This is a genomic window from Streptomyces sp. NPDC086080, from assembly GCF_044540255.1.
Lineage (GTDB): Bacteria > Actinomycetota > Actinomycetes > Streptomycetales > Streptomycetaceae > Streptomyces.
Window position 1 is genome coordinate 172,199 of sequence record NZ_JBITRU010000015.1, and the last position, 20,139, is coordinate 192,337.

Consider the following 20,139-nt stretch of genomic DNA (forward strand, 5'->3'; position numbering starts at 1 on the left):
CACCCCGGCCGGGAACCCGGCCGCCGAGGAGGGGACGTCGGCGTGCCCGTCCCGCCGGCCCGACGTGCCACCCTGGACGCATGCCCGAAGGAGACACGGTCTGGCAGGCCGCGCGACGGCTGCACCACGCCCTCGCGGGTGAGGTGCTGACCCGCAGCGACCTGCGGGTCCCCCGGTTCGCCACGGCGGACCTCACCGGCCGTGCCGTGCTCGACGTCACCCCGCGTGGCAAGCATCTGCTGACCCGCATCGAGGGCGGCCTGACCCTGCACTCGCATCTGCGGATGGACGGCTCCTGGAGGGTGTACACCAACGGGCAGCGGTGGAACGGCGGCCCCGTCCACCAGATCCGCGCGATCCTCGGCACCCCCGGCCGGACCGCCGTCGGCTACCGGCTGCCCGTCCTGGAACTGCTGCGCACCGCCGACGAGGACCGCGCGGTCGGTCACCTCGGACCCGACCTCCTGGGCCCGGACTGGGACCCCGGCGTGGCGCTGTCCAACCTCCTGGAGGACCCGTCCCGCCCGCTCGGCGAGGCCCTCCTCGACCAGCGCAACCTCGCCGGTGTCGGCAATGTCTTCAAGAGCGAACTCTGCTTCCTGCTCGGCGTCACCCCCTGGCTCCCCGTGGGCGACCTGTCCGCCGACCGCGCCGAGAGGCTGCCGGAACTCGCCAGGAAGCTGCTGGAGTTCAACCGCGAACGCGCGGTCCGCAGCACGACGGGCCGCCACGGCCAGGACCTCTTCGTGTACGGCCGAGCCCGCCGCCCCTGTCTGCGCTGCCGCACCCCGATCCGCCTCGCCGACCAGGGCGACGGCTCCCGTGCACGCCCCACGTACTGGTGCCCCACCTGTCAGCCGGGCCCGGCACCCACACCCTCCCAGGGCGGCATCCCCCGCTGACCCCGCACGGCACGACGCCCACCCACGCCCTGTCAGGGCCGCCGGCGCCGCGCGTCCGAGCCGTTCCGTGCGCCCGAACGCCAGGCCCGCCGCCACCGCCCCGCAGCGAGGGCCCCTTCCGCCCGCGCCAGGGGCACGCAGTGCACCGGCAGCACGCTCAGCCCCCACCCGCCGGCCGCGACCGCTCCCTCCAGCACACCCGCGTCGGGCGCCAGGAGCAGTCGCGCCATCGCCCACCACCACAGCGCCCCGAGCCCGATCAGGGCCCAGCGGCGCGCGGTCCGCCCCGTCGTCGCATGTCCGGAGCCGCGGCCCGCGGGGCCGGTGGCCCCCACGGCCTGGTCACCCGTTCTCGGCCTGGAACATCCAGTGCTGCTTCTCGAGGTCGCCGGTGATCGCGATGAGGATGTCCTGGCTCACCGGATCCGGCTCATCCGTCGCCGTGACCCGCTCACGCATCCGGGCGATCACCGCGCCCAGCGCGTCCACCATCGCGGCCACTGCGGCCGAGTCGTCGACCCAGCCCTCGGGCGTCACACCGATCCCGCTGCCGACGGCCACCGTCGCGGCGCGCCCGTCGGGCGAGACACCCAGGGCCGCAGCCCGCTCGGCGACGACGTCGGAGTGCGTACGCGCCAGCGACACGACCTCGTCGAGCTGGAGATGAACCGAGCGGAAGCGTGGCCCGACCACGTTCCAGTGGATCTGCTTCGCCACCAGGGCGAGATCCACCAGATCGACCAGGGCGCCCTGCAGCGCCTCGGACACGGTCTTCAGGTTCTCGTCGGACAACGGGCTCTTCACGACGTACATCCGCACCTCCGTGGCTGACCCCCGTCCTTCCACGATGACGGTCACCCGCCACACCGGCAAACGCACACGGCGACGCGCGCGGCACGCCCAGGGAACCGCCCCGCACGCGAAAAACCCCGGCGGCACCCGTCCGGATCTTCCGGACGAGCCCCTACCGGGGCGTCTCACTTCACACCGCGCGGGCGACGAGCATCGTGCTCACGCGGCGACGACGTCCACCGCCTCGGCGGGCGCCTTGATGGTCACCCGTTCCGGTGGCACACCGGTCACCGACACGGAACCCAGCATCGGACGAACCGGCGTGGGTACGGGCTCGCTGGGGGTTGCTGCAGCAGACCGGGCCAGCTCGGCGAGGGCGAGCTCGTCGCTCACTTCCCGCATGAGCTCGGACATCCGTACGTCCAGCGCGTCGCAGATCGCGGAGAGCAGCTCGGAGGAAGCCTCCTTCTGCCCCCGCTCCACCTCGGAGAGATAGCCGAGTGAGACTCGGGCGGACGAGGAGACTTCGCGCAGAGTACGGCCCTGGCGCTGGCGCTGCCGACGCAGCACGTCACCCAGCAGGCGACGGAGCAGAATCATCGGTGGCTCCCTCCTCGGACCGCGTAGCCGCATCCTTCTCGCCCCACCGTACCGCCTAGCGCCGCGGCCGTGCGGGGAGCGATGTCGTGTTCACTCAGGGCTGCAAACATCAAAACCCCCCGTTCCGTTCCGTATCCTGTGCCCGCTCATTCCCGGTCTGTTCGCCCGCCAGCTCCGTCACAAGGAGTGCGAGCACGCTCCGTACACTCTCCATACGAATTTCCGCACGGTCGCCGTTCAACCGCAGACGCTCCACTTTTCCGCCGGCGGCGGAAACCGAGTCCGCCCCGAGCGGCCCGGCCACGGCCACGAAAACCGTGCCGACCTCCTGTCCGTCCTGCGGGTCCGGACCGGCGACGCCGGTGGTGGCGATGCCCCAGTCGGCGCCGAGCGCCTCGCGGACGCCGACCGCCATCTGAGCCGCCACCTGCGGATCCACCGCTCCGCGCTGCGCCAGCAGAGTGGCGTCCACGCCGAGCAGCCGGTGCTTCAGTTCGGTGGCGTAGGCCGTCACCGACCCGCGGAAGACCTTGGAGGCCCCGGGTACCGAGGTGATCTCCGCCGCCACCAGGCCACCGGTCAGCGACTCGGCGACGGCGAGCGTGCCGCCGTTCACGGTGAGTAGTCGCACCACCTCGGTGGCCGTGGAACTCACGCTTCCTTCTCCTCCAACGCCGCCTCGCGCTCGGCGATTCCCTGCCTGCGGAGCACAATGGCCTGTTTCACATAGTCGAGTCCGGTCGCCACGGTCAGCACGACCGCCGCGGCCATCACCCACCACCTCAGCGTCGCCAGCCACCCCGTCAGGGCCAGCACGTACATGCCGACGGCGATGCCCTGGGTGAGGGTCTTGAGCTTGCCCCCGCGGCTCGCCGGGATGACGCCGTAGCGAATGACCAGAAAACGCAGCAGTGTGACGCCGAGTTCCCGGCCGAGGATGACCCCGGTGACCCACCACGGCAGATCGCCCAGCGCGGAGAGGCAGATCAGCGCGGCACCCATGATCGCCTTGTCGGCGATGGGGTCGGCGATCTTCCCGAAGTCGGTGACGAGGTCGTACGTGCGGGCCAGATGACCGTCGAACAGGTCGGTGATCATGGCGACGGCGAAGGCCGCCCAGGCGAACGAGCGCCACGCCGGGTCGTTTCCTCCCTCGGCGAGCATCAGCATCACGAAGGCCGGTACCAGGAGCAGCCGGAGCATGGTCAGCAGGTTGGCGATGTTCCAGACGCTGGCCTGGTTGACGGCCGCCGCCGCGATCTTCCCGCCCCGGGCCGGCTTCGTACCGTCCCCGGCGTCGGCTCCGTCGCCGGACGCCGCGGACGAGGCCGCCCCGCCCTGCGACCGGGCACCGCCGGGGCCCCGGCCGGTCACGCCACGCCGAGCCGGACCGCCGCCGGACGCCCCCGGAGCCGCGCCCCGCGTCTCCCGTGCGGCCGCGCGGCCGGTGGCCGGTCCCTGCAGGCCCGCCGGTGCGGCTCCCGCCGCCCTCCTCGCGCCGGAGGGGCCGCCCGCCGCCGATGCCGGAGCACCCGTCATCTGCCCGCCTCCTCGCCGCGCGCGAGCGAACCCTGGAACAGCGGCTCGGCCACCAGGTCGACACCTTCCGTGCCGACCACCTTCGCCTCGACCATACGGCCGACGCTCAGACCTTCGCCGCTCGTGAGGAGCACCTGACCGTCCGTCTCGGGAGCCTGGTGCCCGGCCCTGCCGTATACACCCTCCTCCTCGTCCACGGACTCCACCAGCACCTGCACGGTCTCGCCGACCCGCTCCTCGGCGCGCTGCGAGACGAGCTCCTCGGCCATCCGCGCGATGCGGGCCAGCCTCTCGGCGACGACCTCCTCCTCCAGCTTGCCGTCGTACGTCGCCGCCTCGGTACCCTCCTCGTCGGAGTAGCCGAAGACGCCGATCGCGTCCATCCGCGCGTGGTTCAGGAAGCGCTCCAGTTCGGCGAGGTCGGACGCGGTCTCGCCGGGGAAACCCACGATGAAGTTGGAGCGCACACCGGCCTGGGGCGCCTTGCTCCGGATCGTGTCGAGCAGTTCCAGGAACCGGTCGGTGTCGCCGAACCGGCGCATCGCGCGCAGCACGTCGGGCGCGGAGTGCTGGAAGGACAGGTCGAAGTAGGGGGCGACCTTCGGGGTCGAGGTGAGCACGTCGATCAGGCCCGGCCGCATCTCGGCCGGCTGGAGGTAGCTGACCCGCACCCGCTCCAGGCCGTCGACCTCGGCGAGCTCGGGCAGCAGGGACTCCAGCAGACGGATGTCGCCCAGGTCCTTGCCGTAGGAGGTGTTGTTCTCGGAGACCAGCATGATCTCCTTCACGCCCTGTTCGGCCAGCCAGCGCGTCTCGTTCAGCACGTCGCTGGGCCGGCGTGAGATGAAGGAACCGCGGAAGGACGGGATGGCGCAGAAGGAGCAGCGCCGGTCACAGCCGGAGGCGAGCTTCACCGAGGCGACCGGGGACCCGTCCAGCCGGCGGCGCAGGGGCGCACGGGGTCCGGAGGCCGGGGCGAGGCCGTCGGGCAGGTCCACGGGACCGTGTCCGGGAAGCGCGACGGAGGCGGCGGAGTCCTGCCGCTCGGCGGGGCTGACCGGCAGCAGCTTGCGCCGGTCGCGCGGGGTGTGGGAGGCGTGGATGCCGCCGTTCAGAATGGTCTGGAGGCGGTCGGAGATGTCGGCATAGTCGTCGAAGCCCAGCACGCCGTCGGCCTCGGGAAGGGCCTCGGCGAGTTCCTTGCCGTACCGCTCGGCCATGCAGCCCACCGCCACGACGGCCTGCGTTCTGCCGTGCCCCTTGAGGTCGTTGGCCTCCAGGAGGGCGTCGACGGAGTCCTTCTTGGCGGCCTCGACGAAACCACAGGTGTTGACGACGGCGACGTCGGCGTCCTCGGCGTCCTCCACGAGCTGCCAGCCGTCCGCCTCCAAACGGCCTGCGAGCTCCTCCGAGTCCACCTCGTTACGGGCGCAGCCAAGGGTGACGAGTGCGACGGTACGGCGTTCAGGCATGGGCTCAAGACTACTTCGTCCCGCCGACACCCCACGTCGACGGGGTTGGCCGACCCTGGCCGACCCCGCCGATGCGCCTTTGGGTGCCTCTTATCCGGCCTGCGGGTCGCCCTTGGTGTAGGTCAGGCGCTCGACCGCGCCGGGCTGCCAGTCGTCCTCGATCTTCTTGCCGTTCACGTACAGGTCGATCGCGCCGGCGTCACCGAGGACGAGGTTGATCTCGGAACTGTCCTGGAAGGTCTCGGAATCGCCCTTCTTGAGCAGTCCGTCGAACAACAGCCGGCCGCTGTGGTCCTTGGCGGAGATCCAGCTGCGTCCGTCGGCGGCGGTGACCTGGACGGTCACCTTGTCCAGCGGTGCGGCGGCGATGGCGCTGTCCGACGGCTCCGGCTCGGGAGCGACGGGCTTCTCGGACTTGGGGGTGGGCGAAGGGGATGTGCTGGAGGTGGCGCCGTCGGCGACGTTCGCCTTGCCGCCCTCGTCGCCGCCCTTGACCATGGTGAACCCGACGAAGCCGATCACGACGACGATCGCGGCGACCATGGCGGCGGTCCAGTTGGGTCCGCGCCGCTCCGGACGGATGCGTTCCGCCTCGAAGAGGGGGGCGGCGGGGGTCGGGGCCGGACGGCCGCCGCCGTGCTCCTCCTCGTACCGCGCGATCAGCGGGGCGGGGTCGAGGCGCACGGCCTTGGCCAGGGTCCGGATGTGCCCGCGGGCGTAGACGTCACCGCCGCAGGGCGCGAAGTCGTCCGCCTCGATGGCGCGCACGATCGCGATCCGGACGCGGGTGGCGGTACTGACGTCGTCGACGGTGAGCCCGGCGGCGATGCGCGCCTGTTGCAGCGCTCGGCCGACGGAGACGGAAGGGCGGTCTTCCTCGGAAACGTCTTCGAAGGGACGCTCGTCTTCAGGGGAGTTGCCGATGGACACGGGGGCGCCTTTCGAGCGTGTAGCCGCCTGTGCTGGAGGTTCAGTCTAGGAGGGGTACAAGAGGGTGGGGCAACCGGGCGGTCGGACTTTGTAAGCCATCCGAATGGCCCGACATCCCGATGGTCTGACTGCAGTTTGCCGTTTCCCCCAACTTGACGTACGCCGACGGGAAACAGTTGCTCGATGATCCCTAACGGGTGGGTCACGATCGGCCGCCGGGGTGAACCCGGCGGCACCCGTGTCCCGTCCGCCTACCCTTCAGACTCCCCCCGGATCAGGGCGAGCACGCCATCCAGCTCGTCAGGCTTCACAAGAACGTCACGCGCCTTCGAACCCTCGCTCGGTCCGACGATGTTCCGCGACTCCATGAGGTCCATCAGCCGGCCGGCCTTGGCGAAGCCGACACGCAGCTTGCGCTGGAGCATGGACGTCGACCCGAACTGGGTGGAGACGACCAGTTCGGCGGCCTGGCACAGCAGGTCGAGGTCGTCGCCGATGTCCTCGTCGATCTCCTTCTTCTGCTGCGTCCCGACGACGACGTCCTCGCGGAAGACGGGCGCCATCTGGTCCTTGCAGTGCCGGACGACGGCCGCGACCTCCTCCTCGGTCACGAACGCGCCCTGCATACGCGTCGGCTTGTTCGCCCCCATCGGCAGGAACAGACCGTCCCCCTTGCCGATCAGCTTCTCGGCGCCGGGCTGGTCGAGGATGACCCGCGAGTCGGCCAGCGACGAGGTGGCGAACGCCAGCCGGGAGGGCACGTTCGCCTTGATCAGGCCGGTGACGACGTCGACCGACGGGCGCTGCGTGGCGAGCACCAGGTGGATACCGGCCGCCCGCGCGAGCTGCGTGATCCGCACGATGGCGTCCTCGACGTCGCGCGGGGCGACCATCATCAGGTCGGCCAGCTCGTCGACGATCACCAGCAGGTAGGGGTACGGATGGAGTTCCCGTTCGCTGCCCTCGGGCGGCTTGGCCTTGCCCTCGCGCACCGCCCGGTTGAAGTCGTCGATGTGCCGGTAGCCGTACGCGGCGAGGTCGTCGTAGCGCAGATCCATCTCGCGGACGACCCACTGGAGCGCCTCGGCGGCCCGCTTGGGGTTGGTGATGATCGGCGTGATCAGGTGCGGGATGCCCTCGTACGCGGTCAGCTCGACGCGCTTGGGGTCGACCAGGATCATCCGGGCGTCCTCCGGGGTCGCCCGCATCATGACCGAGGTGATCAGGCAGTTGATGCAGGACGACTTGCCGGAGCCGGTGGCCCCGGCGACCAGCATGTGCGGCATCTTCGCCAGCGAGTCCATGACGTAGCCGCCCTCGACGTCCTTGCCGAAGGCGACCAGCATCGGGTCGTCGTCCTCGGCGGACTCCGCGAGCCGCAGCACGTCTCCGAGATTGACCATCTCCCGGTCGGTGTTGGGAATCTCGATGCCGACCGCGGACTTGCCGGGGATCGGGCTGATGATCCGTACATCCGGGCTGGCGACCGCGTAGGCGATGTTCTTGGTCAGCGCGGTCACCCGCTCGACCTTCACGGCCGGGCCGAGCTCCACGACATAGCGGGTGACCGTCGGGCCGCGGGTGAAGCCGGTGACGGCGGCGTCCACCTTGAACTCCGTGAAGACCTTCCGCAGGGCGTCCACTATGGCGTCGTTGGCCGCGCTGCGGGCCTTGCCCGGCCCGCCGCGGGTGAGCAGATCGAGCGAGGGCAGCGAGTAGGTGATGTCGCCGGAGAGCTGGAGCTGCTCCGCGCGGGGCGGCAGGTCGCGGGGTTCCTTCGGCGGCACCTTGGTCATGTCCAGGACGCCCGCGGGAGGCTTCTGCTGCTTCGGCCCTTCCGGCTTCGGCGCCTCCGGCCGCGGGCGGGCGGCCGGGACCGGTGTCGGCGTGGTGGGTTCGCCGTCGCCGGTGCTCACGCCCTGGGTCAGGTCGGCGACGAGCGGCGAGGGCGGCATGCCGTGCAGTACCGCGCCGTCGAGGGCGGCGGCCGCGGCGGCGGCCACGTCCACCGCGTCCATCGGCCGGTCCATGTCGGGCTGCGGCACCGCGGAGCGGCGGGGCCTCTGCCGTCGCCGGGACAGCGCCTCCCGCTCCGCGTTCCCGGGGTCGTACTCCTGTGGAGCCGGGCGTCGTCCGCGGCGGCTCGCGGACAGCGCCTCGCGCCACTGCTCCTCGTAGCGCACGTCGTCCTCGCCGAACTCCTCCGGCTCCGGTTCGTGGACGACGCCGAGCCGGACGCCGAGCCCGCGCAGCCGCTGCGGAATGGCGTTCACCGGGGTGGCCGTGACGACCAGCAGACCGAAGATCGTGAGCAGCACCAGCAGCGGCACGGCGAGCACGTCGGTCATGGTGGACGACAGCGGCGTGGCCGCCGCCCAGCCGATGAGGCCACCGGCGTCCCTTATCGCGTGCATGCCCTCGCTGCGGGCGGGCGATCCGCACCCGATGTGGATCTGTCCGAGCACCCCGATGACGAGCGCGGACAGACCGATGACGATCCGTCCGTTGGCCTCGGGCTTCTCCGGGTGCCGGATGAGCCGTACGGCGATGACAGCGACCAGGATCGGCACCAGCAGGTCGAGTCTGCCGAAGGCGCCGGTGACCAGGATCTCCACGAGATCGCCGACCGGGCCCTCCAGGTCCGCCCAGGTACCGGCGGCGACGATCAGGGCGACGGCGAGCAGCAGCAGCGCGAGGCCGTCCTTGCGGTGTGCGGGGTCGAGGTTCTTGGCGCCCTGCCCTATGCCCCGGAAGACGGCACCGACCGCGTGCGCCAGGCCCAGCCACAGGGCGCGTACGAGCCGGTACACGCCGCTGGTCGGGTTCGGGGCCGGTGCGGGTGCGGGCTTCTTCGGCGCGGCCTTCTTGGCGGGAGCCTTCCTCGCCGGGGCTTTCTTGGCAGCGGCCTTCTTCGCCGGAGCCTTCGCGGAAGCGGCCGCCTTCTTCGCGGGCGGCTTCTTGGCTGCGGAGGGACGTGAGGCCATGGGTGTGAGGTTACCGGTGGAGACCGCAGGGGACACGCGTGACGGATGCTTCACCCGTTCGTGTCGTCCTCGCCGGGGCGCGAAGCTGACGCCGCAGGACGCGGCGCGAGCTCCCCCGACACCCCTTCAGGACCGGCCGCTGACACTCCCTCAGCACCGGCCGTTTCCGGAGTCCGGACAAGACCCGTGCCACCGGGGTCAGTTCTGTGACGGCACCGACGAAGCGCTGCCGGTCCCCGGTTCCAGGGCGTCCAGCGCGCGCCGCAACCCCGTGAGCTTGCGCTCCAGATGGGCTGCCGTGGCCACCGCGGCCGCGTCCGTCGAATCGTCGCCCAGCTGCTTGGTCAGCGCCTCGGCCTGCTCCTCCACGGCCGCGAGCCGAGCGGAGAGTTCGGCGAGCAGCCCCGCCGGCTCCTTCACCTCACCGGCGTCCTTCTCGCCACCCTCCAACTGGAGGCGCAGCAGCGACGCCTGCTCCCTCAGCTGGCAGTTCTTCATGTACAGCTCGACGAAGACCGAGACCTTCGCGCGCAGCACCCACGGATCGAACGGCTTGGAGATGTAGTCGACCGCACCGGCCGCGTACCCACGGAAGGTGTGGTGCGGTCCATGGTTGATCGCGGTCAGGAAGATGATCGGAATGTCCCGGGTCCGCTCCCGGCGCTTGATGTGCGCGGCCGTCTCGAACCCGTCCATGCCCGGCATCTGGACGTCCAGCAGAATGACCGCGAAGTCGTCCGTGAGCAGTGCCTTGAGCGCTTCCTCCCCGGACGATGCCCGCACCAGCGTCTGATCGAGCGCCGAGAGGATCGCCTCCAGCGCGAGCAGATTCTCCGGCCGGTCATCGACCAGGAGGATCTTGGCCTTCTGCACCATGGCCCGCCCTCCTCGCCCCGGCGTGGGGCCTCCCCTGTCCGCAAGACCTGGGGCCGCACCTGTGAGTACCACCCCAGGGGACGACTCCCTGGCGCCGTCCGTCCTTGTGCCGGTCATCGTAGCCGCACCCCGCCTGCCGCCACACCCTGTCACCGTGATGTCACTGTGCACGTAGCAGAAACGCGGCGGGAGACCAGAAGGTTCCCCGAATCCCGTCCTTCTACACGGCGTCGCATGCACCGCATCGGCATCTCCGGGTACCCACCGACCTTCGCGTGCCGTCCGCGCGCCCTCCGGACGCCGCCGCCCTCACTCCCCCCGCATCCACTGGTCCATCACCGACAGCAGGTGATCGGGGTCGACCGGCTTGGTCACGTAGTCGGAGGCGCCCGACTCGATCGCCTTCTCCCGGTCCCCCTTCATCGCCTTGGCGGTGAGCGCGATGATCGGCAGGCCGGCGAACTGCGGCATCCGGCGGATCGCCGTGGTCGTGGCGTACCCGTCCATCTCGGGCATCATGATGTCCATCAACACCACCGCCACGTCGTCGTGCTGCTCCAGCACCTCGATGCCCTCGCGGCCGTTCTCCGCGTACAGCACGGACAGACCGTGCTGCTCCAGAACGCTGGTGAGCGCGAAGACGTTGCGGATGTCGTCGTCGACGATCAGCACCTTCTGCCCGCCGAAGCGGATGTTCCGGCGCGACGTCCGGGGCTCCGGCTCCTGCTGCTCCACGCCCGGCCACTGCTCCGGCTCGGCCGAGGGCCGCGGCTCCGGCCTGGGCGTGATCCTGCGGCTGCGCCGGAAGAGCGCCGCCGTCCCGTTCCGGCCGTCCCGGTACGGCTTCACCTCCGCCGGCGCCTCGGGCTCCGCCGCGGCCGGCTCGTCCGACGCCACCAGATCCCCGGCCTCCAGCGCCGGCATGGGCTGGGCGACATAGCCGTGCGGCGGCAGCTCGCTGGGGTGCAGCGGCAGATACAGCGTGAAGGTGGAGCCCCGGCCCGGCTCGCTCTGGGCGTGGATCTCACCGCCGAGCAACTGGGCGATCTCCCGCGAGATGGACAACCCCAGCCCCGTACCGCCGTACTTGCGGCTGGTGGTGCCGTCGGCCTGCTTGAACGCCTCGAAGATCACCCTCATCTTGCCGGCCGCGATACCGATGCCCGTGTCGCTCACCGAGAACGCGATCAGGTCCGCGTCCGGGTCGGTCAGCGAACCGGCCTCCAGCAACTGCTCCCGGATGGCCTGCGGCACGTCGTCACGGGCGGGCCGGATGACCAGCTCGACCGATCCGGAGTCGGTGAACTTCACCGCGTTGGACAGCAGGTTCCGCAGCACCTGCAGCAACCGCTGCTCGTCGGTGTGCAGGGTGGCCGGCAGCTCCGGGGAGACCCGTACGGACAGGTCCAGCCCCTTCTCCGCGGTCAGTGGCCGGAACGTGGCCTCCACGTAGTCGACGAGCTGGACCAGCGCGATACGCGTCGGGGAGACGTCCATCTTGCCCGCCTCGACCTTCGACAGATCGAGGATGTCGTTGATGAGCTGGAGCAGGTCGGACCCGGCACCGTGGATGGTCTCGGCGAACTCGACCTGCTTCGGGGACAGGTTCGCGTCGGCGTTGTCGGCGAGCAACTTGGCCAGAATCAGCAGTGAGTTGAGCGGCGTACGCAGCTCGTGCGACATGTTCGCCAGGAACTCGCTCTTGTAGCGCATGGACACCGCGAGCTGTTCGGCACGCTCCTCCAGAACCTGCCGCGCCTCCTCGATCTCGGTGTTCTTCACCTCGATGTCCCGGTTCTGCCGGGCCAGCAGCTCGGCCTTCTCCTCCAGTTCGGCGTTGGACGCCTGCAGCGCCTTCTGCCGCTGCTCCAACTCCGCCGACCGCTCGCGCAGTTGCTCGGTCAGCTCCTGGGACTGGGCCAGCAGCCGCTCGGTCTTCGTGTTGACCGAGATGGTGTTGACGCTGGTGGCGATCATCTCGGCGATCTGATTGAGGAAGTCCTTCTGGATCGCCGTGAACGGCGTGAACGACGCCAGCTCGATGACGCCGAGCACCTTCCCCTCGAACACCACCGGAAGCACGATCACCTGCGCCGGGGGCGCCTCCCCGAGCCCCGAGGAGATCTTCAGATAGCCGCTGGGCGCGTCCTCCACCAGGATCGTGCGCTTCTCCACGGCGGCCGTCCCGATGAGTCCCTCACCCGGCTGGAAGGACGTCGGCATGGACCCCATGCAGTACCCGTACGAGCCCAGCATGCGCAGCTCGAACTGGTCGTCGGCGGCGGCGGTCAGGTCCTCGCCGTCGACCAGCGGCACCGCGACGAAGAAGGCACCGTGCTGCGCGGACACCACCGGCGTCAGCTCGCTCATGATCAACGAGGCCACGTCGTCCAGATCGCGGCGGCCCTGCATCAGCGCCGAGATACGGGCGAGATTGCCCTTGAGCCAGTCCTGCTCCTTGTTGGCGATCGTGGTGTCACGCAGGTTGGCGATCATCTTGTTGATGTAGTCCTGGAGTTCCTGAATCTCCCCGGACGCGTCCACATCGATCTTCAGGTTCAGGTCACCGCGGGTCACCGCGGTCGCGACCCGCGCGATGGCACGCACCTGCCGGGTGAGATTCCCGGCCATCTCGTTGACCGACTCGGTCAGGTCCCGCCAGGTGCCGTCGACATCACGCACCCGGGCCTGCCCGCCCAGTTGCCCCTCGGTGCCCACCTCACGGGCCACCCGCGTGACCTGGTCGGCGAAGCTCGACAGCTGGTCGACCATCGTGTTGATGGTCGTCTTCAGCTCGAGGATCTCCCCGCGCGCATCGATGTCGATCTTCTTCGTCAGGTCACCCTTGGCGATGGCCGTCGTCACCATGGCGATGTTGCGCACCTGGCCGGTCAGATTGGACGCCATGCCGTTCACCGACTCGGTGAGGTCCTTCCAGGTCCCCGCCACACCCGGCACATGCGCCTGACCGCCCAGGATGCCGTCCGTACCCACCTCACGAGCCACCTTGGTGACCTGCTCGGCGAACGCGCTCAGCGTCTTCACCATGGTGTTGATGGTGTCGGCGAGCTGCGCCACCTCACCGCGCGCCTCGATGCTGACCTGCCGCGTCAGGTCGCCGCTGGCGACGGCGGCGGAGACCTGCGAGATGTTGCGCACCTGAGTGGTCAGGTTCTTGGCCATCAGGTTGACGTTGTCGCTCAGGTCCTTCCAGATGCCCGTGACGCCCGGCACGTGCGCCTGACCGCCCAGGATGCCCTCGGTGCCCACCTCACGGGCCACCCGGGTCACCTGCTCGGCGAACGACGACAGCTGGTCCACCATCGTGTTGACGGTCGTGACCAGCTCGAGGATCTCGCCCTTGGCGTCAACGGTGATCTTCTTCGACAGATCGCCCTTGGCGACCGCGGTGGTGACCTCGGCGATGTTGCGCACCTGCAGGGTCAGGTTGTTCGCCATGCCGTTCACCGACTGCGTGAGGTCCTTCCAGGTGCCGGAGACACCCTGCACCTCGGCCTGACCGCCGAGGATGCCCTCTGTACCCACCTCGCGCGCCACCCGCGTGACCTCTTCGGCGAACGACGACAGCTGGTCCACCATCGTGTTCAGCGTGTTCTTGAGCTCGAGGATCTCCCCGCGCGCGTCCACGGTGATCTTCTGCGACAGGTCACCGCGCGCCACCGCCGTCGCCACCTGGGCGATGTTGCGGACCTGACCGGTCAGATTGGACGCCATGCCGTTCACGGAGTCCGTGAGGTCCCGCCACACACCCGCGACCCCGGGCACCTGTGCCTGACCGCCGAGGCGGCCCTCCGTACCCACCTCGCGCGCCACCCGCGTGACCTGGTCGGCGAAGCTCGACAGCTGGTCCACCATCGTGTTGATGGTGTTCTTCAGCTCGAGGATCTCCCCGCGCGCGTCCACATCGATCTTCTGCGACAGGTCACCGCGCGCGACGGCCGTCGTGACCTGCGCGATGTTGCGGACCTGACCGGTCAGATTCGACGCCATGGAGTTGACGGAGTCGGTGAGTTCCTTCCATGTGCCCGACACACCGTCCACGCGCGCCTGACCGCCCAGCCGGCCCTCGGTGCCCACGTCCCGGGCCATCCGCGTGACCTGGTCGGCGAAGCTCGACAGCTGGTCCACCATCGTGTTCACGGTGTTCTTCAGCTGGAGCATCTCGCCGGAGACGTCCACGGTGACCTTCTGCGACAGGTCACCGTTGGCGACCGCCGTCGTCACCTGGGCGATGTTCCTCACCTGTCCGGTGAGGTTGCGGAACGCCGTGTTGACGGAGTCCGTCAGGTCCTTCCACGTACCCGCCGCCCCCGGCACCTGCGCCTGGCCGCCGAGCTCACCCTCGACGCCGATCTCCCGCGCCACCCGCGTGACCTCCGCGCCGAACGCGGACAGCTGGTCCACCATCGTGTTGACGGTGTTCTTCAGCTCCAGCATCTCGCCGGCCACGTCCACGGTGACCTTCTGCGACAGATCACCATTGGCGACCGCCGTCGTCACCGCCGCGATGTCCCGCACCTGGGTGGTCAGGTTCCGGAACACCGTGTTGACGGAGTCCGTCAGGTCCTTCCACGTACCCGCCGCCCCCGGCACGTTCGCCTGACCGCCCAGCCGTCCCTCGGCCCCGACCTCGTTGGCGACGCGGGTGACCTCGTCGGCGAAGATCCGCAGCGTCTCGGTCATCTGGTTGATCGTCTCGGCGAGCTGGGCGACCTCGCCGCGCGCCGGTACCGTCACCTTCCGCGACAGATCACCGCTGGCCACCGCGGTCGTCACCTCGGCGATGCCGCGCACCTGCGCCGTGAGATTCCCGGCCATGGTGTTGACGGAGTCCGTGAGCTCCTTCCACACCCCGTCCACCCCGGGCACCTGCGCCTGGCCGCCCAGGGCACCCTCGGTGCCCACCTCGCGGGCGACGCGGGTCACCTCGGAGGAGAACGCGGAGAGCTGGTCCACCATCGTGTTGACGGTGTTCTTCAGCTCCAGCATCTCGCCCTCGACATGCACGGTGACCTTGCGTGACAGGTCACCGCGCGCGACGGCCGTCGTCACCAGCGCGATGTCGCGCACCTGCGCCGTCAGCCGCTCGGCCATGGTGTTGACGGAGTCCGTCAGGTCCTTCCACGAACCGGACATCCCCCGCACCTGGGCCTGGCCGCCCAGCTTGCCCTCGGTACCGACCTCACTGGCCACACGCGTGACCTCGTCGGTGAAGGTCGACAGCTGGTCGACCAGGTTGTTCACGGTCCGCGCGACCTTCAGGAACTCGCCCCGCAGCGGATGCCCCGTCCCGTCCGGCGCCTGTGTCCGCAGCTCCATACGCGGCGACAGATCACCCTCGGCCACCGCCGACAGCACCCGGCTGACCTCGGAGACCGGCCGTACGAGGTCGTCCACGAGCGCGTTCGAGTGGTCGATCGCGGTCGCCCAGGACCCCTGGGAGGCGCCCGTCTCCAGCCGCTCCGTGAGTTTTCCCTCACGGCCGACCATGCGGCGCACCCGCGCCAGCTCGCCCGTCAGGTGGAGATTGCGGTCGGCCACCTCGTTGAAGACCGCCGCGATCTCCGACATCACGCCGTCGCCGGACACCGTGAGCCGCTTGCGGAAGTTGCCGTCCCGCATCGCCACCAGGGCCGTCATCAACCGGTTCAGGGAGGCCGTGTCCACCGTGGTGGTCCCGCCCCGCGCCCTTCCCGGCTTGCTCAGGGACTGTCCGCCTTTCGCGCGCGTCGTCTTCGTGCCCCGCGTCGCTGCGCCAGACTCCACTGTGTCCCTCCCGCAGGGGTCGACCGTTACCGCTGTTCCTGGATGCCACCACGCTCGGCGGTCCGGTTGATGCCGCTTTCCCGTACTGCCGCCCGGCCTGACCCGTGTGCCGCACCGTTTTCCGGCTGCTGCCCACCGGGGGCGGCCGGTACTCGCCCCACCCGGACGTACAACAGGAAAGCCTGCCCAGTGTTCCACCGTGCCGACCTATGACCGTAACTCACAACGCCGCTCCTCGTTGAGCAGCCGGCCAAGGCTTGTCCTTCGCCGCACGGAGTCCGGTCCGGCGAACAGCGGACCGTCGGGGCGAGCGGAACATCGAGGGTCACGCGGGCGTCACACCGGTCCGGCGGCCTCTCGAATCGCTCGAGGATCATTCAGCCGACGTGTGACGCGAGAAGCGTCGTGTCGGTGTTCAGGGGTATCTCTCCGATGGACGCAGGGGGGATACCCCTGAACACCGATCCCCTGGCCGACTACCCTGTACCGAGCGAGCCGGGACATCGGGCATGGAGGGGCAGGGGCCGCCGACACATGGGGAGTTCTGTGATCACCGCGCGCGCGGCCGCCAGCTTCGAGCCTCTCGGGCGATCGGTCGCGAGCGCCCGCTCCTTCGTCCGCGACACCCTGCAGGGCTGGGGCTTCGGCGACATCGTCGACGACGCCGTGGTGCTCACCAGCGAGCTGGTGACCAACGCCGTCGTGCACGCCGGTACCTCCGCCGACCTGCTCTGTCTGCGCAGCGACGACGGCGTGCGGATCGAGGTGGCCGACCGGTATCCCGAGCGCGAGGTCCCACTCCAGGGCTCACCCGTCAATATGGGCAGTCCCGACCGCGAGGGCGGCCGCGGCCTCCAGCTGTGCGCGGCGCTGGCCGGGCACTGGGGCGTGGAGTACACACCCACCCACAAGACCGTGTGGTTCCAGCTCGACCTTCCCGAGCGGCCCGTCGGCGCCCGGTCCGCCGGCCCCTCCCTGCCCGCCCATCTTCTCCCGCTCGCCGACACCCGGGTCCGGGTGGCCGTCGTCCAGATCGACCGGGCCGGCTCCATCAGCGCCTGGAACGAGGACGCGGAGGAGCTCTTCGGCTACTCCGCCGAGCAGGTCACCGGCAAGCCGCTCACCGACCTCGCGGCCTGGCCGCACACGCCCGGCACCGGCACCGGCATCGCCGACGCGCTCCAGCTCTCCCGCTGGGAGGGCAGCTACGGCATCAGGGGCGCCCACGGCCGGGTCATCCCGGTGTACGCCTCCCACCTGCGGGTCCGCGACACCCAGGGAGAACCGTCAACGGTCTGTCTGCTCGTACGGGACCACGAACGAGCGGTTCTGCAGACGCCCCTGCGCGGTCCCGCGTCCGACTCGTCCGGCGGCTCCGAGGGCCAGAGCACCGACCCGTTCGAGGTCTTCATCGGCTCCCCCGCACCGGACGACCTCGACGGCCTGCTCCAGCGCACGGTGGAACGCGCCCGTGACATGCTCGACGGCGACTCCGCCTTCTTGCTCCTCGCCACCGACGACGAGACCGAACTGGAAGTCCGCGCCTCCACCGGCCTCCCCTCGGCCCGCCAGCGCTTCGCCCGCGTCCCCGTCGAGGCGGGCCCCGGCCGCTACGGCTCCGCCCGCATGCCGGCCGTCCACGAGGACCTCACCGCCGTCTCCGGCGCGGTGCCCCTTCTCAACAGCACCGGCATGCGCTCGGTCGTCACCGTCCCGCTGAAGGTCGAGGGCCGCCTCACCGGCTCCCTCGGCGTCGCCGCCGAGGCGCCCGGCCGGTACTCCAACGAGGAGGCACTGCGCCTGCAGTTCGCGGCGGACCGTATCGCGCTCGCGGTCGAGTCGGCCCGCCTGGGTGAACTGGAGCGGCTGCGCCGCGGCTCGCTCAGCTTCCTGGTGGAGGCCTCCGACCTGCTGGCCGGCACGCTCGACCGGGACCAGACCCTGGCCCTGATGGCCCAGATGACGGTTCCGACCCTCGCCACGTGGTGCGCCGTCTACACGATCGCCGACCAGGCCTCCGAGCCCTATCTCTCCTACGTGCTCCACGAGGACGAGGAGCTGATCGACGGCATCAAGTCCCTGCTGTCGAAGATCGCCCCGCCCGACCCGGTCCCCACCCCCGGCGCCCGTGTCTGGTCGGCGCCGGCGGAGGTCGCCCACCAGGCTGCCCTGCGCACCTCCATGCGCAGTCTCGGCCTCAGTGGCGGCCCGACCCGGATCACGACGGGCATCGGCCCGACCCTCGCCACGGCCTCCGCGGTCGGCGGCGAGACGGTGGTCCTTCCTCTGGTCGCCCGCAACCGCGTCATCGGCATGCTGACGCTGGGCAAGCCGACCGACGAGCACTTCCGCCAGGAGATACTGGAACTCGCCGAAGACCTCTCCCGGCGGGCCGCCCTGGCTCTGGACAACGCCCGCCTCTACTCCGAGCGCACCGCCATCAGCCAGTCCCTTCAGCGCAGTCTCCTGCCGCCGGAGCTGCCGACGATCGACGGTGTGGAGGTGGAGGTCATCTACCGCGCGGCCGGCGAGGGCAATGAGGTCGGCGGCGACTTCTACGACCTGTTCCCGATCAGCGACGGCGCCTATGGCTTCGCCATCGGCGATGTCTGCGGTACGGGACCGAACGCGGCGGCCGTCACCGGCCTCGCCCGGCACGCGCTCCGCCTGCTGGCCCGGGAAGGTCTGAGCGGCCCGGCGGTGCTGGAGCGCCTCAACTCCGCCATCCTCGACGAGGGCGCCCGCAGCCGCTTCCTCACCCTCCTCTACGGCGAGATGCGCCCCCAGGAGGACGGCAGCGCGGAACTCAAGGTGGTCTGCGCCGGCCATCCCCTTCCGCTCCGTCTCCGCCAGGACGGCACGGTCGAGCCGGCCGCCGACCCCCAGCCGCTCCTCGGTGTGCTGGAGGACCTGGAGCTGTACGAGCAGACGGTCACCCTCGATCCCGGCGATGTGCTTCTCTGCGTCACCGACGGCGTCACGGAGCGCCGTGAGGGCCCCCGGATGCTGGGGGACGACGGCCTCGCCGAGGTCCTGACGACCTGTACGGGCCTGACGGCCGGCGCGGTGGCGGCCCGCATCATGCGCGCCGTGGAACGCTTCGCCTCCGACGCGCCGTCCGACGACATGGCCATTCTGGCCATGCGCCTGCCGGTCCCGCACAAGGATTAGCGGATGCCCTGCCCGAGGGCAGAAAAAAGGCCCCGCCCGAAGGGGCGGGGCCTTTCTGCACGAGCCCCCAAACGGAATCGAACCGTTGACCTTCTCCTTACCATGGAGACGCTCTACCGACTGAGCTATAGGGGCCTGTTGCCTCTTACGAGGCTTCCCTCGCGGCAACGGGATAGATCATACCCCGAACGCGACCGTGCTCCCAACCGCGCTCAGAGCGCCGGTTGCAGCAGCCCGCCCAGCGCATTGCACGCGGACGCGATCCGCTGCATTTCCCTCTTGGTCAAGGAGGCATCCACCGGAAGCGCCAGGGTTTCGTCGGCGGCCCGCTCGGTCTCGGGCAGGGACACGCACTGCCGGAATCCGGGCAGCCGGTGCACAGGTGTCTTCACCGGTATCCGGCACTCAACTCCCCTGGCCCGTACGGCCCGTGCGAAGGCGTCCCGGTCGGGCCGTCCGTTCCCCGGCACGCGTACGACGTACTGCTGATAGGTGTGCCCGACGCCGCCTTCGGGCGTGCGCACGCCCCTCAGTCTTGCGTCGAGGAAGGCGGCCCGCTCACGCCGCTGAGCCATCTCCTCGTACGGCGCCTCGAGTTGCTCGGGCTCCCGCTGTTCCAGCACCAGCAGCCCGTGCCGTCGGCCGAGGTCGTGCAACCGCCCGAGATCGGCGGGCCGGCCGAAACGATGGACGACAACGACGGCAGCCGTCCGCGGAGTTGTGGCCGCCTCCACCGCGGCCGGCTCCAGGCAGTAGGTCGCCGGGTCTATGTCGGCGAAGACCGGCAGCGCCCCGGCCGTCATCACGGCCTCGGCGACTTCCACGTTGCCGAAGGCAGGTACGACGACCTCGTCACCGAGGCCGACTCCGGCGGCCCTGAGCAGTGCAGCAGTACCCATGTGAGGGATGCTCGTTGCGCAACGTGAACTTCACGTGACGCCCAACAAAAAAGGGTTGGACCCGGAATCGAAGTTCCGGGTCCAACCCTTTGAATGATTGTTCGGCGGCGTCCTACTCTCCCACAGGGTCCCCCCTGCAGTACCATCGGCGCTGTAAGGCTTAGCTTCCGGGTTCGGAATGTAACCG

13 protein-coding genes, 1 tRNA gene and 1 rRNA gene are annotated in these 20,139 nt (G+C 70.2%); 2 read left to right on the forward strand and 13 right to left on the reverse strand.

Annotation, left to right across the window (positions count from 1 at the left end; translation table 11 throughout):
* The first annotated feature begins 80 nt into the window (after window positions 1-80).
* Window positions 81-902, forward strand: a complete 822-nt coding sequence (locus ACIF9R_RS19660; RefSeq protein WP_399981486.1) for an Fpg/Nei family DNA glycosylase — start codon at window positions 81-83, stop codon at window positions 900-902.
* Window positions 903-934: 32 nt separating this feature from the next.
* Here the strand turns inward: ACIF9R_RS19660 and ACIF9R_RS19665 are convergent, their stop codons facing one another.
* From ACIF9R_RS19665 to ACIF9R_RS19710, 10 genes are all read right to left on the reverse strand, one after another.
* Window positions 935-1,237, reverse strand: coding sequence for a hypothetical protein (locus tag ACIF9R_RS19665; RefSeq protein ID WP_399981489.1), 303 nt, complete (start codon window positions 1,235-1,237; stop codon window positions 935-937).
* Window positions 1,238-1,244: 7 nt separating this feature from the next.
* Window positions 1,245-1,715 (reverse strand): Dps family protein, encoded by a 471-nt coding sequence (locus ACIF9R_RS19670; protein WP_399981492.1) that lies wholly within the window; start codon window positions 1,713-1,715, stop codon window positions 1,245-1,247.
* Between the two features lie 198 nt (window positions 1,716-1,913).
* Complete coding sequence (locus ACIF9R_RS19675) at window positions 1,914-2,294, reverse strand: helix-turn-helix domain-containing protein (protein ID WP_384718260.1); 381 nt, start codon at window positions 2,292-2,294, stop codon at window positions 1,914-1,916.
* Window positions 2,295-2,403: 109 nt separating this feature from the next.
* On the reverse strand, window positions 2,404-2,949 hold the full coding sequence (locus ACIF9R_RS19680) for a CinA family protein (RefSeq protein WP_399981495.1): 546 nt from the start codon (window positions 2,947-2,949) through the stop codon (window positions 2,404-2,406).
* Window positions 2,946-3,833: a CDP-diacylglycerol--glycerol-3-phosphate 3-phosphatidyltransferase gene (gene pgsA, locus ACIF9R_RS19685; protein ID WP_399981497.1), complete on the reverse strand. Its 888-nt coding sequence runs from the start codon at window positions 3,831-3,833 to the stop codon at window positions 2,946-2,948. The genes ACIF9R_RS19680 and pgsA overlap by 4 nt, the downstream gene beginning before the upstream one ends.
* Complete coding sequence (gene rimO / locus ACIF9R_RS19690; RefSeq protein ID WP_399981500.1) at window positions 3,830-5,305, reverse strand: 30S ribosomal protein S12 methylthiotransferase RimO; 1,476 nt, start codon at window positions 5,303-5,305, stop codon at window positions 3,830-3,832. The genes pgsA and rimO overlap by 4 nt, the downstream gene beginning before the upstream one ends.
* Window positions 5,306-5,395: 90 nt before the next feature.
* A complete protein-coding gene (locus tag ACIF9R_RS19695) occupies window positions 5,396-6,235 on the reverse strand; it encodes a helix-turn-helix domain-containing protein (protein ID WP_399981502.1) in 840 nt (279 codons plus the stop codon).
* Window positions 6,236-6,486: 251 nt separating this feature from the next.
* On the reverse strand, window positions 6,487-9,219 hold the full coding sequence (locus tag ACIF9R_RS19700; RefSeq protein ID WP_399981505.1) for a DNA translocase FtsK: 2,733 nt from the start codon (window positions 9,217-9,219) through the stop codon (window positions 6,487-6,489).
* Window positions 9,220-9,417: 198 nt separating this feature from the next.
* Window positions 9,418-10,095: a two-component system response regulator gene (locus tag ACIF9R_RS19705; protein WP_399981508.1), complete on the reverse strand. Its 678-nt coding sequence runs from the start codon at window positions 10,093-10,095 to the stop codon at window positions 9,418-9,420.
* Between the two features lie 309 nt (window positions 10,096-10,404).
* The gene (locus tag ACIF9R_RS19710) at window positions 10,405-15,882 is read right to left on the reverse strand and encodes a HAMP domain-containing protein (protein WP_399981511.1); all 5,478 of its coding nucleotides are present in this window, start codon (window positions 15,880-15,882) and stop codon (window positions 10,405-10,407) included.
* Between the two features lie 534 nt (window positions 15,883-16,416).
* Between ACIF9R_RS19710 and ACIF9R_RS19715 the strand changes: the two genes are divergently transcribed.
* A complete protein-coding gene (locus ACIF9R_RS19715; RefSeq protein WP_399981514.1) occupies window positions 16,417-19,053 on the forward strand; it encodes a SpoIIE family protein phosphatase in 2,637 nt (878 codons plus the stop codon).
* A 62-nt stretch (window positions 19,054-19,115) separates the two neighbouring features.
* Here the strand turns inward: ACIF9R_RS19715 and ACIF9R_RS19720 are convergent.
* The 3 genes from ACIF9R_RS19720 to rrf all read right to left on the reverse strand — a co-directional run.
* Window positions 19,116-19,188: transfer RNA gene (locus ACIF9R_RS19720), tRNA-Thr, on the reverse strand.
* A 77-nt stretch (window positions 19,189-19,265) separates the two neighbouring features.
* Window positions 19,266-19,952, reverse strand: coding sequence for a DegT/DnrJ/EryC1/StrS family aminotransferase (locus ACIF9R_RS19725; RefSeq protein WP_399981516.1), 687 nt, complete (start codon window positions 19,950-19,952; stop codon window positions 19,266-19,268).
* A 99-nt stretch (window positions 19,953-20,051) separates the two neighbouring features.
* Window positions 20,052-20,139, reverse strand: a 5S ribosomal RNA gene (rrf, locus tag ACIF9R_RS19730); the annotation flags it as partial.

What these genes read in the sequence shown, in the direction of transcription:
- pgsA (WP_399981497.1), bottom strand. Translation starts at nt 3,833, where the DNA reads ATGACGGGTGCTCCGGCATCGGCGGCGGGCGGCCCCTCCGGCGCGAGG.
- ACIF9R_RS19700 (WP_399981505.1), bottom strand. Translation starts at nt 9,219, where the DNA reads ATGGCCTCACGTCCCTCCGCAGCCAAGAAGCCGCCCGCGAAGAAGGCG.
- ACIF9R_RS19670 (WP_399981492.1), bottom strand. Translation starts at nt 1,715, where the DNA reads ATGTACGTCGTGAAGAGCCCGTTGTCCGACGAGAACCTGAAGACCGTG.
- rimO (WP_399981500.1), bottom strand. Translation starts at nt 5,305, where the DNA reads ATGCCTGAACGCCGTACCGTCGCACTCGTCACCCTTGGCTGCGCCCGT.
- ACIF9R_RS19660 (WP_399981486.1), top strand. Translation starts at nt 81, where the DNA reads ATGCCCGAAGGAGACACGGTCTGGCAGGCCGCGCGACGGCTGCACCAC.
- ACIF9R_RS19675 (WP_384718260.1), bottom strand. Translation starts at nt 2,294, where the DNA reads ATGATTCTGCTCCGTCGCCTGCTGGGTGACGTGCTGCGTCGGCAGCGC.
- ACIF9R_RS19715 (WP_399981514.1), top strand. Translation starts at nt 16,417, where the DNA reads ATGGGGAGTTCTGTGATCACCGCGCGCGCGGCCGCCAGCTTCGAGCCT.
- ACIF9R_RS19725 (WP_399981516.1), bottom strand. Translation starts at nt 19,952, where the DNA reads ATGGGTACTGCTGCACTGCTCAGGGCCGCCGGAGTCGGCCTCGGTGAC.
- ACIF9R_RS19705 (WP_399981508.1), bottom strand. Translation starts at nt 10,095, where the DNA reads ATGGTGCAGAAGGCCAAGATCCTCCTGGTCGATGACCGGCCGGAGAAT.